The organism is Paenibacillus sp. 8b26 (genome assembly GCF_050626875.1).
GTDB lineage: Bacteria > Bacillota > Bacilli > Paenibacillales > Paenibacillaceae > Paenibacillus.
In genome coordinates this window covers 1,672,611-1,686,115 of record NZ_CP192445.1, presented here as the reverse complement: position 1 = coordinate 1,686,115, position 13,505 = coordinate 1,672,611, and the positions used below count along the sequence as shown (strand labels likewise).

The window sequence follows — 13,505 nt, the reverse complement described above, 5'->3', positions numbered from 1 at the left end:
TTGAGAATGGTTATCATATGTACATAAGTATACCTCCTTTTGGTTCAACAAAAAAGAAGCCTATCCACAAGTGTCGATAAGCTTCTATATCCTTATTTTATGAGCTTAGGTAATTCGTCCAGCAACCATTCCCGGGTAGTAGCATCGCTGTCGGTTTTGCTAATATCCTGAGCGTACACATGCCCCTGCTTGACGGCAGGAAGCTGGAGCCACAGCTTGCTTTTCATCAACTGTTTGGTGGATTGCTGGGCTTCCGAAATCGGAGAATTCAGAATAAAAATCCGATCCCCAGCGTATTGTTCGATCACTTCCTGGGATATCTGGACGAATCCTTTGTCCTCGTCCAGCGCCTTCTGAATAAGAGGGGTAGGCTTGAGACCATCCTTTTCATACAGTATTTGTGACAGCCCTGTCCGTCCCATCACGAACAAACGGTCACCGGGATAGTAGGTAAAGACCGAAGCGGTTTCCCCCGGCTTTACACCGTTCGCGCGAAGTTTGCTCCACATTTCGGCTTCCTTGATTTTGTACTGGGCAAGCCAATCTTCGGCAGCTTTTTTCTTGTTTACCAGGTCTCCGAGATGCAGCAAACGCTCGTTCAGTGGAGCAAAGGTATCGAACATAATCGTAGGTGCGATTTTAGTTAATGCTGTGTATTGCTTTTCATCCGTATTGGCGGTAATGATCAGGTCGGGCTGTAGCTCCAACGCTTTTTCCAAGTTAATCGGAAACCCCAGATTGGCCACATTCTGAACCTGCTTCTCATACACCTTGCCCTCAATCATGGAGGTGGATGTGCCTACAGCCTGAACGCCCAAAACCAGCAGGTCTCCATAGTTTTCACCGAAATAGGCAATACGTTGGGGAGCCGTGGGGATGTTTACCGTGTGTCCCCTATAGTCTGTGTAAGAGCGTGTTGCAGCCGCTTCTGAAGCCTTGGTAGATGCCGTCGTTCCTGCAGTGGGTGCTGTTGTGTTACTATTTGCAGCAGGTTTCTCCGAGGTGCCGCATCCCAACAGCAACGCTCCCATAAGAGAGAATAGGCTGAGCATAGTCGTATATTGTCGAGTGGATTTCTTATTGATCATGGTAACCTCCGTATGATTGATGGATTCAGGGGTGTGTAAATGAGAATTATTATCACAGAAGCAATGATAAGCGATGCACCTTCAATACTCAATGGACAAACTTGGTCACGGAATTCGATTTTGTACAAAATGAAGATGCATGAATAGAGCTGACACGTACCGCACCTTGTACTATAATTTGTCTCACGCAAAAAAGAGGCCGCTCTATAGTAGTTAAAACTACTTTTGAGCTAGCCCCATGTGCTTTTGTTTAACTTAGTTATTTAATTTCAGTTAATTATTGGATTCTTCTGGTGATTCGTCAAGGTGAATAAAAACATCACTCAAGGTAAAGTGACGTTGAATCTTCATTTTCTTAGCATAGTGATTTAGAGAGTTAACCATTTTATCCAATGTATCAAAGTCTGCTCTTTTAACGTTCTCATTCACAAAATCATTTATTGTATTGGGACGAAATCCGTATGTTACAGCAAACTTATGTTGAGTTAACGCAAGTTCTTTTAAGGACTCGCCTAATGTAACTTTGATCATGTTTGAACAATTCCCTTCAAATATCTAATCCTAATTATAAGCAATTTTAAAATAACGATAACTTGTTAAAAAGTTTAACGGGAAGAAGATAAAAACTTTTGACTTTATCTATTAATAGATATACTATATAACTATTAATAGATAATTAAGGAGTGATACCTGATGGAAAAAAAAGATAAAGCCAACATACAAGCTATTCAAGAAATTATTCGAAAAGAGCAAGTATGGGAGTCGGATACAGGGAAAAAGGATGCAGCGCTGTATTATTACCATATTACTTATGCACTCAAGCGCCAATGGCAGACTATCGGTGTAAATGTATCAGACGCAATCCAAGTATTTGAAACTGGTTACGACGACAATTGGACATACATCATTGAGCCAGCCCCATATAATCCTGATCTAACCTTTACCGATTTAATTAACATGTTCAATATTTCTCCAGAAGCTTGGGAGATTCGAAATGATATGCAAATCATACTAAATACTGTTGAGAGACGCAATGAATTCGTTAGCATGATCGTCAATGTGAATGAAGAAAGCACCGCGCGTCTATTACGTGAATTGAAGGAAAAATATCTTACGTACTGCCAACTTTTAGACGGGGATTTTATGAAATTGTATGCTGTGAATCCAGTGAATGCCCTGTCTGTGTATTTCCTTGAACCATTGGATATTGTTACGTTTTGGGACTGGGAAGCTGCCGGAGGTTCATATAAGAAGGCAATCCAGTATAAACGTGAGGAACCTTTGATATCGCTTATTCATGCCATTGAACGAGCGGAAGATGAAGCAATGGATATAGCATTTGGTTTAGGATGTTAGGCGAGCGTGTAGGATAAACTCATTTATACATCGTGTAACAATGTGTTAATAAATCTATATACGAAATTTATTACTTAAATAGCAAAGGAGAAACGAAGATGTACAAAACAGGGAAGTTGATCAATGGTAACCTGTATCTAAAGACGTTGATTGGTAATTGGATTAGTCTCAAGAAACTTGTTCAGGAGGCTGGAAAGGCTTTGTAGCTATCGAGAGGCCATTTGTCGCGTCCTATGAGTGTCAGACTGAGCGCCTAGCATTTGGGAGTTTTTTCCTTAGCTATATATCTTAATATTACATCATGGGTCAGTGCCTTAATGGAGGAAATGTCAATTACCGTTCCGGTGGCGCTTCATTTGGATCATGGCAGGACAGTAGAGAACTGCAAGCGAGCGATTGAGGCCGGGTTCAGCTCGGTGATGATTGACGGTTCTCATGATCCGATTGACGTCAATATAGCGATGACCCGGCAAGTCGTAGATTATGCGCGTTCCTATGGAGTCTCTGTGGAAGAAGAGGTCGGTACGGTCGGAGGCATGGAAGACGGGCTGGTAGGTGGAATCCGGTATGCGGATGCGCAGGAATGCTCACGTATGGTGCAGGAAACCGGAATCGACGCATTGGCGGCTGCCGTTGGCTCGGTTCACGGGCCGTATCAGGGAGAGCCCAAGCTGGGCTTTGCTGAAATGAAGCATATTTCGGAATTGACGGGCATATCGCTTGTACTGCATGGCGGTTCCGGCATCCCTGAGCATCAGATTACCAAGGCGATTGAATTGGGCCACGCCAAAATCAACGTCAATACCGAATGCATTCAGGTTTGGGCTGAGGCCGTTCGTAACGCATTAACGAGTGATTCCCATGTCTATGATCCGAAGACCATTCTCACACCGGGTACAGCAGCGATTACTGCTGTGGTCAAAGGGAAGATGCAAGAGTTTGGCACGAGTCATAAGGGAGATGCGCGTTTTACCGTGTAATGCGATTAGAGAACACAGCCTTCAAAGTAATTTCAAAGCTGCTTCCTGTGCGGATTTTACCGTGTAGGGAACGGCTTTTTTTCGTGCGCAAAAAGTAGGCAAAATGTATCGATTTTTATTTTCCATAGTATACAATGTATTTTTATACATTATTAATGAAAGAGGTTTTGTAATGGGATTGCTTTTTACATATGTTTTACTGGGCTTTTCTATAGCACTGCCTGTGGGTACGATTACGTATTTTTGGTATGAATTTATCATTAGTGTTCAAAAGCTTTTGTAGCAATACAAATCGCCATCCAAGCTCTCAAGCTTGTCATGCCAGTCTGCATAAATCGAACAAGTCCTTCATAGACATGTACTAATTCATTTAAAACATGTGCTGAAGGGGTTGATGATATGCGCCGGATTTCATGGATGCTTGCCATGGTCATGTGTGTAACGCTGCTGCTGGCCGGGTGCGGCAAGAAGAGCGCGGATGATGTGGTTAAAGATTTGAGTGACGTGGTGAGCGACCTGAACAGCTACCACGGTACAGCTTTGATGACGCTGCATACCGGCGACACGCCGCAGGAGTACAAGGTGGACATTTCCTACCGTAAGCCTTCCTATTACCGAATTGCCATGACGAACGAGAAAAAGGACGTTACTCAGATCGTGTTACGCAATGATGAGGGTGTATTCGTATTGACGCCCAGTCTGAACAAAAGCTTCCGCTTCAAAAGCGATTGGCCGAACAACCAGGGGCAAGTCTATTTGTATGAAACGCTGGTTCGCAGCATTATTGGCGATGCCTCACGTCAACTGGCTTCGGACGATAAATCCTATGTATTCGATGTGGCAGCGAACTACAACAGCCATGCGCTGGTAAGGCAAAAAATATGGCTGTCCAAAAATAACTATGCACCCACTCAGGTACAGGTATCTGATGCGAATGCCAAGGTTGTTGTGGATCTGAAATTCGATCAATTTGCGTTTGATACGAAGTTCGACAAGGACTCTTTTGATATGGAGCGCAATATGGCTTCTGGAAAAACAGGTAAGGGAAATGAAGGAGCGCCTTCAGCCGGAGCAGTGGATTCCAGCGGGCAACTAGACCCTGCAGGTACGATTGATGGCACGACTGGCGTAATCTCGGGCGAGCAAGGACAAGTGCAGGGAACAGCAGGAAAGAAGGCACAGCAGCCGTCAGGAGAAGCGTCGATGGATGGAGCTGCCACAGGCGATACGTCAAAATCGGATAGCGCGGACGCGACGGGTAGCACGGATACGGAGGCCAAGCCGGATACAGCGAGCAATACAGAGGCGCAACAGCAAACTCCGGGTAAATTTGATGCAGCAACAGGGACATCGGCAGGCACGGATGCTGCTGAAGCTGTAATGGGTGAATTCGGCTTGATTGAACCGTCCTATACGCCGGCCGGGGTACAGATTAAGGATACGCCGGAGCTGGAGGATAATGGTACACATGCGGTGATGCTGCGGTATAGTGGAATGTACAACTATACGATTGTGGAGGCGCGTCCGAAAGATCGGGCCGTATCATTGGCCGCAGGTGAACTGGTCGATATTGGAGGAAGCTTTGCCGTTCTGGCGGGAAGCGAACAGCAGACGATGACCTGGATGAATGACGGTATAGAGTTCCGTATTACCAGTGCTGACCTGCCTGTGAGCGAAATGATACAAATTGCCGCTTCTATACAGGATCAATCGGGTAAATAAAACTTTATAGACGGATGCAGACGGTTTAGAGTGTATTTTGCTCTGCTTCCGCCCGTATCCGTCTTTTGTTCATCCGAGGTCTAGAGGTGTGCACCGCTCGCTTGGGAGTCATGTTCTTTGTGGAGGATGCTGGCAAACGCCATCTGCCATTGACAGCCACGTTTCTGAATATTACCATTAACCTTTGGAAGTAAGGACTTTGCCACATTCCGAATGGTAAAAGGTATGTTACAGGCTAACAATTGAAGAAGGTGACTGGATTTTGCAAGCACAATACAGATCGACCCGGGCCGAAATCAACCTGGATCACCTTGGCGCCAACTATGAAGCTTTTCGCAGGGCATTGCCAGCGGATAAGCTGTTGCTGGCTTGTGTCAAGGCTAATGCCTATGGACACGGTGCCGTGGAAATTTCAAAGGAATTGGAACGCCTTGGTGCGGATTATTTGAGCGTCGCTTTTCTGGATGAAGCGTTGGAGCTTCGTCATGCGGGGGTTCAGCTACCGATTCTTGTACTCGGCTATACCTCACCGGAAGCTGTACAAATGGCTTGGGAGCATGATATCTCATTGACTGTGTTCAGTGAGGAAGTGCTGGAGGGTATCCGCAGACTGGACCGACAAGGAAACGAACGCAAGCTGAAGGTGCACATCAAAATAGACAGCGGCATGGGAAGACTGGGTTTGCTGCCTGGAGAAGAGGCTGTGACTTTTGTCCGGCAGGCTCACGAATTAGAGCAAGTACTGCTGGAAGGCATGTACACCCATTTTGCCCGCGCGGATGAAGAAGACAAAAGCTATACACTGCTACAATATGATCGGTTTCGGGGCGTGGCGGAAGCGCTAAGGGAACAAGGTATCACCATTCCCATTATACATACGGGCAACAGCGCCGCCACCATTGATACCCCTTCCCTTTCCCCCAATATGGTGCGGATTGGCATCAGTATATACGGTCTGTATCCGTCTGATGAGGTTAACCGGCAAGCCATTGAACTGCTGCCTGTATTGTCATTGAAGACGGCGGTGGTTTATACCAAGACGCTTCCTCCCGGCTGGGGAGTTAGCTATGGCACCCGGTATGTGACCTCCAGTGAAGAACGGATCGGTACACTGCCAATCGGCTATGCGGATGGATACTCCCGCATGCTGAGTGGGAAGATCGAAGTATTGATACGCGGTCGCCGCGTCCCGGTACTCGGTACGATTTGCATGGACCAGTGTATGGTATCCTTACAATCTTTCGCAGAAGATGCGGAAGAAATCCAAACCGGCGAAGAGGTTGTTCTCATCGGCCAGCAGTCCGGCGAAACTATCGCGGCGGATGAGCTGGCATCCAAGCTTGGTACGATCCACTATGAGGTGATCTGCATGATCGCACACAGGGTACCGCGTGTATATACACGGGGAGATATTCCTGTCGTTCGAGTGAATTCGCTTCTTCCAACCCGCTGGGATTAATTTCATGACGCAAATTACCGGTTAAAAGCAGGAGTTTTCGCAGAACGTCCCGAAATATGTACAAAGGAAAGAAAAGAGCGCTGTAACTGTCAAATCGGCGCATCAGGCTCCGCTGACACTTGTATTTCGGGGATCAAACGCCTGTACGAAAACGAACTGCGTAGTTTATAATGGAATACAGCATAGATGATATACGAATATCATATATATTCTCTTGTATTCCGTTTGAATAAATTACCGGGAATAACGTTATAATGGTACAATGGCGACAAGGTTTTGGGGGTGGAAGAGAAGTTGGCCAATTTGCAGAACACCAAAAGAATAATGATCAGTTTGCCGGATCATCTCTTGCAGGAAGTGGACGGGATCGTAGCCATGGAAAATTCCAACCGCAGTGAATTTATCAGGCAGGCCATGAAGCTGTATGTGGGCGAACGTAAGAAACGTTACATTCGTGAAGCCATGCAGCGTGGTTATATGGAGATGGCTAAAATTAACTTGACCATGGCCTCCGAAGCCTTTCATGCGGAGGAAGATGCAAACAGCACCTTGGGCCGTACAGTTAGCGGGGTGTAATCCATATTGATCGTAAAGCGCGGCGACGTTTTTTTTGCAGACCTTTCACCCGTAGTCGGTTCCGAGCAAGGTGGCGTCAGACCTGTGCTGATCATCCAAAATGATATCGGCAATCGGTTCAGTCCCACTGTGATCGTGGCAGCCATTACCGCCCAGATTCAAAAGGCGAAGCTGCCCACACACGTGGAAATTGACGCGGCGACGCATGGCTTTGATCGCGATTCTGTCGTTCTTCTGGAGCAAATTCGGACGATTGACAAGCAAAGGCTTACCGACAAAATCACCCATTTGGATGAAGAAACCATGCGCAAAGTGAGCGATTCGCTACAAATCAGTCTTGGTTTGATTGATTTTTAGCATTTTGTAACGACGAGTGAAACGGGAAAAGGGCAGCGCTTGGGCGCTGTCCTTTTGCGTGTCCGATGAAAAATGCAGGCTGGGCCTGGCCTTATCGTTACGTACTGGCGCTTTGATTCTTTTTTTGTGATAATGAAAGACATGATGAAAGACAAGAGTTGTAAGGAAGAAGGGATAGCTTTGTCTAACAAGGAAACGAAAACGGAAATCCGGCAGGAGCCGAACGAAGCAGATCGCCAGGAGCGGATTGTCAAACAAGTGGCGAGAGAGCTGTCGCTGGCACTCAAGCAAATCCGGACGACGATCAGTTTGCTGGATGAAGGGAATACGATTCCTTTTATCGCGCGATACCGTAAGGAAATGACAGGGGAACTGGATGAAAATCAGCTGCGTGAAATTGAGGATCGTGTGCTGTATTTACGTAATTTGGAGGACCGTAAGGTAGAGGTCATTCGCATTATTGATGAGCAGGGCAAGCTGACAGAAGACCTTCAGGCTGCCATCACTTCTGCGGTTAAGCTTCAGGAAGTGGAGGATCTGTACCGTCCATATCGGCAAAAGCGCAAAACACGCGCGAGTGTGGCGAAAGAACGGGGGCTGGAGCCGCTGTCCATCTGGATCTGGAACCAGCCGAAGCAGGGCGATGCTCTGAAGGAAGCTGAGTCCTATGTGAATGCGGAATTGGGAGTGAACAGTGCCGAGGCGGCTATTCAAGGAGCTTTGGACATTTTAGCGGAAAATATAGCGGACGACGCGGGTATTCGCCAATGGGTGCGTCGATATACACTGGATCATGGCATGCTAACCTCCGAAGCGAAGGATGCAGAGCAAGAGTCTGTCTACGAGAACTACTACAGCTATCGTGAGCTGGCTAAGAAAATGCCGCCTCATCGTATTTTGGCGATTAATCGCGGAGAGCGTGAGGGCATTCTCAAGGTTGGACTGGAGGTAGCGCCCGATTCGATTCACAATTACGTCGCAGGTCAAGTGATTAAAGGCTCATCCGCCGTGGAAGAGCTGCTGCGCAACGTCATTGAGGATGCGTATAAAAGGCTCATCGCACCCTCTATTGAGCGTGAGGTGCGCGCTGAAATGACAGAGAAGGGCGAGCAGCAGGCCATCTCTATCTTTGCGGGCAATTTGCGGAGTCTGCTGTTACAGGCCCCGATCAAGGGCCGCCGTGTGCTCGGTGTCGATCCGGCGTTTCGGACAGGCTGCAAGCTGGCGGTAGTAGATGATACGGGCAAGCTGCTGGAAGTCGCGGTGACGTATCCGACACCGCCGAACAACAAGAAGCGTGAGGCTGCCGAGAAATTCAAGCAGCTCATTGCCCAATACAGCATTGAGCTGATCGTCATCGGTAACGGAACGGCTTCGCGTGAAACAGAGCAATTCGTGGCTGAAGTCATCGCAGATATTGGCGACAGCAGCCTGGCGTACCTGATCGTCAATGAGGCAGGCGCGAGCGTTTATTCCGCCTCCAAGCTGGCGCAGGAGGAGTTCCCGGATCTGGACGTGGCTGAGCGCAGCGCGGCATCCATTGCACGTCGTGTGCAGGACCCGCTGGCCGAGCTGGTCAAGATTGAGCCGAAGGCCATTGGTGTGGGCCAGTACCAGCATGATGTGTCACAGAAGCATCTGGATGAAAGCTTGAAGGATGTTGTAGAATCGGCAGTTAACCATGTCGGTGTGGATGTAAATACCGCTTCCTCGGCATTGCTGTCCTATGTAGCGGGGATTAACGCGACAATTGCCAAAAATATCGTGAAATACCGTGAGGAAAACGGCAAATTCAACAACCGTCGTCAGTTGCAAAAGGTACCGCGTCTTGGCGCGAAAACCTACGAGCAATCGGTTGGCTTTATTCGTATACCGGGTGGAGAAAATCCGCTGGACCGCACGCCGATTCACCCTGAATCGTATGCTGTCGTAGACCGCCTGTTGGCTGAACTGGGCATCAGCGCCCACGATCTGGGCACCAAGGCTGCGACGGAAGCGCTGAACGTGTCCAGCATTGACGAACTGGCCGCGAAGCTGGAAGTCGGTGTGCCGACATTGAAGGATATTCTGGACAGCCTACAGCGTCCAGGCCGTGACCCGCGTGACGAACTGCCGTTGCCTGTATTCCGCAAGGATGTGCTCAAGATTGAGGATCTGGCACCGGGCATGGAGCTTCAGGGAACCGTCCGCAATGTAATTGATTTCGGTGCGTTCGTCGATATCGGCATCAAGAGTGATGGATTGGTTCATATTTCGCAGCTGCGCAACGGCTTCGTCAAGCATCCGATGGATGTCGTATCCGTTGGTGATAACGTAACCGTGTGGGTGCTGAATGTAGACTTGAAAAAAGGCAGGGTCGGTCTGACGATGAAAGCTCCGGCAGAAGCGCAATCGCAGGCATAATACTCTACAAATCCGTATAACCGCCTTATTAGGGTATAACAAAAGCCGGAATTTCCGAACCATGAACTGTGACCCGAAAGATGGACACTTTGAAAAAAAGTGACCTCTCTCGGGTCTCTTTGCGTTTATAATCGATATATACGAAAGGTTGGAGATACAAAATGGGGAACCGTTGGTCTACCGGTGAACAAAGGTTTAGTGAAAGTCAGATCCGCCAGATGGAGGATAATGCTAACGTATTGCATATTACAGAGCGTTCTATTGCTTACCAACCCACATTCAAGTTGGCAGCTCTAAAGGCCTATCAGGAGGGGAAAACTCCTGCGGAAATCTTCAGGGAGGCAGGATTCAACTTAGATATGATCGGACGGGAGAATCCGAATAGATGCTTAAAACGTTGGAGAAAAACCTTTGCTTCTCAAGGTGAAGCAGGTCTTCTGGAAGAGCAACGAGGAAAAGGCAGCACGGGAAGGCCCGCAGCAGAGCAGTCGATGGAGAAGAAGCTTGCACAAGCTGAGGCACGTATAAAGCTTCTGGAAGCGGAGAACGACTTCCTAAAAAAGCTCGAGGCGCTCGAGAGACAAGCCCAGCAGAACCAACGCTGACACCCTCTGAGCGCTTCGAACTCATCCATCGTACCCTCCGTAAGCATCAACTTGAGAAGATGACTCATCATCTTTGTAAGATGGCGAATGTCAGTAAAAGCGGGTACTACCGGTGGTTAGCCGCTGAACAAGCACGACAGCTGAGAGAAGAAGCGGACGAACAGGATCTGTTACTCATCAGGGAACATTTTGAAAAACGTAATGGGAAAGTGGGAGTACTTGTTTTAAAAATGTGCTTGGAGCATAAGAGTGGCGTCATCATGAACCATAAGAAAATTCGCCGTATCATGCGTAAATACGGGTTGGTGGCCAAGATACGCCAGGCCAATCCGTACCGTAAGATTGCAAAGGCCACACAAGAGCACCAGACACTCCCTAATCACCTTAAACGTCAGTTTGACCAGGGCGAGCCGGAGAAAGTCTTTCTCACAGACATCACATACATGCACTATGGTCAGGGGCAATGCGCGTATTTGTCCTGTGTAAAGGACGGTGCAAGCAAACAGATTCTTGCTCATTATGTATCCTCGTCCTTAGAAATGACGATCGTAGATCGAACCTTGGACAGGTTGATTCAACGACTGGATGGCAACATTCACCCCGAAGCCATCATCCATTCGGACCAAGGTTTTCACTACACGAATCCGGGGTTCCAAGCTCGAGTTAAAGAGATAGGCTTCCAGCAGTCCATGTCCCGAAAGAGCAACTGCTGGGACAATGCCTCCATGGAGTCTTTCTTCGGTCATATGAAGGATGAACTCGAGTATAGGGACAGCGTTACTTTCCAGGAATTACAGGCACGTATTAATGAATACATGGATTACTACAACACCGATCGGTATCAATGGACATTAAAAAAGATGACTCCTGATGAATACAGGAACCATCTATTAACAGCATAATCTAACTCTTTTCTTTTATGTGTCCACAAATAGGGTCACAGTTCACCACTTCGGAGACTCCGGCTTTCATTTTTTACTGCCCTGAACTTCTACCCATTGTTGGCATCAAACTCTACACCCGGTGCTTTATGATAAAAAAACCAACAGTCATTCAACAGTTTGATCTGGCGCCGGTCCTTTTTGTAAAAGGCCCGCATAAGCTGGTTGCTGAGCCATTGAGGCAAGCCAATCTCCTCCTCTGCGTTACTTCTGTATGTTTAGCATATGGGGTGGGTGCCTAAAGTGTGCTTATGAATTGAAGGTTAGACTTTGGACGTTATTTTGTAATATGCTTGGCAGTATGGAGCAAAGGAGGAGAACGTGTAAGGATGGAGTCCCAGTCCCTTAGCAATTCGATGAACCATTCCATGAGCGATGAAGAGCTTCAGGAATGGGTAGAGCACATTTCAATGGAGAGTTTTGGCGTACCGTTTCGCCATCATGCCAGCTTTAATTCGCGTCTGTCTTCCACAGGCGGTCGATATTTTATGAAAAGCCATCATATTGAAATTAATCCGCATCAACTTGCAGCCTACGGACTGTCTGAGGTGGAAAAAATTATTAAACATGAGTTGTGCCATTATCATTTGCATTTGCGCGGGATGGGTTACCAGCACCGAGATGCGGATTTTAAAGCATGGCTGGCCCGTGTAGGAGGGAGCAGGCATTGCCAAACTCTGCCGGGGAGAGCGGAGCGAAAGCCGCAGCCTTATCGCTACAAGCTGGTGTGTGCCTCCTGTAGTCAGGAATACTTGCGGAAACGTAAAATGAACCCCCAGCGTTACCGCTGTGGCAAATGCGGAGGCAAACTTCGTCTGCTGGCACTTGACGGCACCCCTGAATCATGGTAAATTAAACGTACTGTATGATCATTTACAGCAATGTTCCCTGATAGCTCAGTTGGTAGAGCACTCGACTGTTAATCGAGTTGTCACAGGTTCGAGTCCTGTTCGGGGAGCCATGGAGAGGTACCCAAGTGGCTATAAGGGGACCCTCTGCTAAGGGGTTAGACTGCGAAAGCGGTGCGAGGGTTCGAATCCCTCTCTCTCCGTTGATTTTTCAGATCAGAAAAAAGACGCTCGTATGCATCGGAATGATGCTTGCGAGCGTCCTTTTTTGTCTATGAAAGCCTGTGAATTTTTAGTTTACAAGGTCGGCTTCGGAAGTTGATCCAGTATATTTATAAGAGTATGAGCTACGCCGTTCTCTACATTGGTCAGGGTAACTTCAGAGCAGACGGCCTTGATGTCGTCTTTTGCATTGCCCATAGCGATGCCTTTACCTGCCATCGTCAGCATCGAAATATCATTATAGCTGTCTCCTACCGCTGCGGCTTCCTCCATGGAAATACCCAGATGATCTGCAAGATAACGCAGTGCGTTTCCTTTGGAGGCATCCTTATGCTCCACTTCAAAGTTACGGTCCGAGGAAATGACCATGTTCAGGCCGGGGAATTCCCGATAACGCTCGCGCCCCCGGTTCAATTTGGCTTGATCAAAGGAGAAGCACAGCACGTTATAAATCTCTACATCCAGCGGAATGTCTTCATACGAGGGGATACGGGTATGCCCGGTCTGTTCATATTGTTTCTCGGCTGCATGTAACAAAGCATCCAGCGAAATATCCGGATTGGCGCTTAACAGACGATCCATTTCAACAGCCAGTAGCTGGTGTCCGTTTTGTGGAGAATAAATAGCACGGTCTGTCATGACCTCATAATAAAAATCGTTTTCGCGTAACCAGCTCAGCACTTCAAACGTCTCACTCCGGTCCATCGGTGTAGAGGTTAGCTGGCGACGATGTGCATCGTGTACGGTCGCACCGTTTGCTCCGATGACGGGAGTCACGAGTTCTGCTTCCTCCAGCTTGATCCAGGCATCATAAGCGGCTCTGCCCGTGGCAATGGTCACCTGAACGCCTTGCTGCTGTGCCTTACGGATCGCGTCTGCGTTCACCTTGCTTATTTTTGCTTCCTCGTTTAGCAGCGTTCCATCCAAATCAATCGCAAACAGTTTCAT

General features: G+C 47.8%; 12 protein-coding genes, 2 tRNA genes and 1 pseudogene. 11 read left to right on the top strand and 4 right to left on the bottom strand.

The window, feature by feature from the left end; genetic code table 11:
- Positions 1-92: 92 nt before the first annotated feature.
- Entirely contained in the window at positions 93-1,088 is a 996-nt protein-coding gene (locus ACQ4MX_RS07550) for an ABC transporter substrate-binding protein (protein ID WP_431089974.1), read from the bottom strand.
- A 273-nt stretch (positions 1,089-1,361) separates the two neighbouring features.
- Complete coding sequence (locus ACQ4MX_RS07545) at positions 1,362-1,619, bottom strand: XRE family transcriptional regulator (RefSeq protein ID WP_431089973.1); 258 nt, start codon at positions 1,617-1,619, stop codon at positions 1,362-1,364.
- A gap of 162 nt (positions 1,620-1,781) precedes the next feature.
- Between ACQ4MX_RS07545 and ACQ4MX_RS07540 the strand changes: the two genes are divergently transcribed.
- The 8 genes and pseudogenes from ACQ4MX_RS07540 to ACQ4MX_RS07505 all read left to right on the top strand — a co-directional run bounded on the left by ACQ4MX_RS07540 (position 1,782) and on the right by ACQ4MX_RS07505 (position 11,448).
- Positions 1,782-2,444 (top strand): hypothetical protein, encoded by a 663-nt coding sequence (locus tag ACQ4MX_RS07540; protein WP_431089972.1) that lies wholly within the window; start codon positions 1,782-1,784, stop codon positions 2,442-2,444.
- 284 nt (positions 2,445-2,728) lie between these two features.
- A pseudogene (locus ACQ4MX_RS07535) lies at positions 2,729-3,424 on the top strand (ketose-bisphosphate aldolase); the annotation flags it as partial.
- A 399-nt stretch (positions 3,425-3,823) separates the two neighbouring features.
- Positions 3,824-5,146, top strand: coding sequence for a LolA family protein (locus ACQ4MX_RS07530; protein ID WP_431089971.1), 1,323 nt, complete (start codon positions 3,824-3,826; stop codon positions 5,144-5,146).
- Positions 5,147-5,408: 262 nt separating this feature from the next.
- Complete coding sequence (alr, locus tag ACQ4MX_RS07525; protein ID WP_431089970.1) at positions 5,409-6,605, top strand: alanine racemase; 1,197 nt, start codon at positions 5,409-5,411, stop codon at positions 6,603-6,605.
- 294 nt (positions 6,606-6,899) lie between these two features.
- Positions 6,900-7,181 carry a CopG family ribbon-helix-helix protein gene (locus tag ACQ4MX_RS07520; RefSeq protein ID WP_007429334.1) on the top strand — a complete coding sequence of 94 codons (282 nt, stop codon included), beginning with the start codon at positions 6,900-6,902 and terminating at the stop codon, positions 7,179-7,181.
- A 6-nt stretch (positions 7,182-7,187) separates the two neighbouring features.
- On the top strand, positions 7,188-7,538 hold the full coding sequence (locus tag ACQ4MX_RS07515; protein ID WP_007429335.1) for a type II toxin-antitoxin system PemK/MazF family toxin: 351 nt from the start codon (positions 7,188-7,190) through the stop codon (positions 7,536-7,538).
- Positions 7,539-7,718: 180 nt separating this feature from the next.
- Positions 7,719-9,941, top strand: a complete 2,223-nt coding sequence (locus ACQ4MX_RS07510; protein ID WP_431089969.1) for a Tex family protein — start codon at positions 7,719-7,721, stop codon at positions 9,939-9,941.
- Positions 9,942-10,102: 161 nt separating this feature from the next.
- Positions 10,103-11,448, top strand: a protein-coding gene (locus tag ACQ4MX_RS07505; protein WP_431089968.1) for an IS3 family transposase whose coding sequence is annotated in 2 segments (ribosomal slippage) — positions 10,103-10,487 and positions 10,487-11,448 — 1,347 coding nt in all. Because the reading frame shifts where the segments join, the coding sequence is not laid out codon by codon here.
- 89 nt (positions 11,449-11,537) lie between these two features.
- Here ACQ4MX_RS07505 and cmpA read toward each other — a convergent pair.
- A complete protein-coding gene (cmpA, locus tag ACQ4MX_RS07500) occupies positions 11,538-11,672 on the bottom strand; it encodes a cortex morphogenetic protein CmpA (protein ID WP_007429337.1) in 135 nt (44 codons plus the stop codon).
- Positions 11,673-11,816: 144 nt separating this feature from the next.
- Here cmpA and ACQ4MX_RS07495 point away from each other — a divergent pair, with 144 nt between their 5' ends.
- The 3 genes from ACQ4MX_RS07495 (at position 11,817) to ACQ4MX_RS07485 (ending at position 12,538) form a co-directional block, all read left to right on the top strand.
- On the top strand, positions 11,817-12,338 hold the full coding sequence (locus ACQ4MX_RS07495; RefSeq protein WP_431089967.1) for a SprT family protein: 522 nt from the start codon (positions 11,817-11,819) through the stop codon (positions 12,336-12,338).
- Between the two features lie 34 nt (positions 12,339-12,372).
- Positions 12,373-12,448: transfer RNA gene (locus tag ACQ4MX_RS07490), tRNA-Asn, on the top strand.
- A gap of 1 nt (position 12,449) precedes the next feature.
- Positions 12,450-12,538, top strand: a tRNA-Ser gene (locus ACQ4MX_RS07485).
- Between the two features lie 94 nt (positions 12,539-12,632).
- Here the strand turns inward: ACQ4MX_RS07485 and ACQ4MX_RS07480 are convergent.
- Positions 12,633-13,505 carry a Cof-type HAD-IIB family hydrolase gene (locus ACQ4MX_RS07480; protein WP_431089966.1) on the bottom strand — a complete coding sequence of 291 codons (873 nt, stop codon included), beginning with the start codon at positions 13,503-13,505 and terminating at the stop codon, positions 12,633-12,635.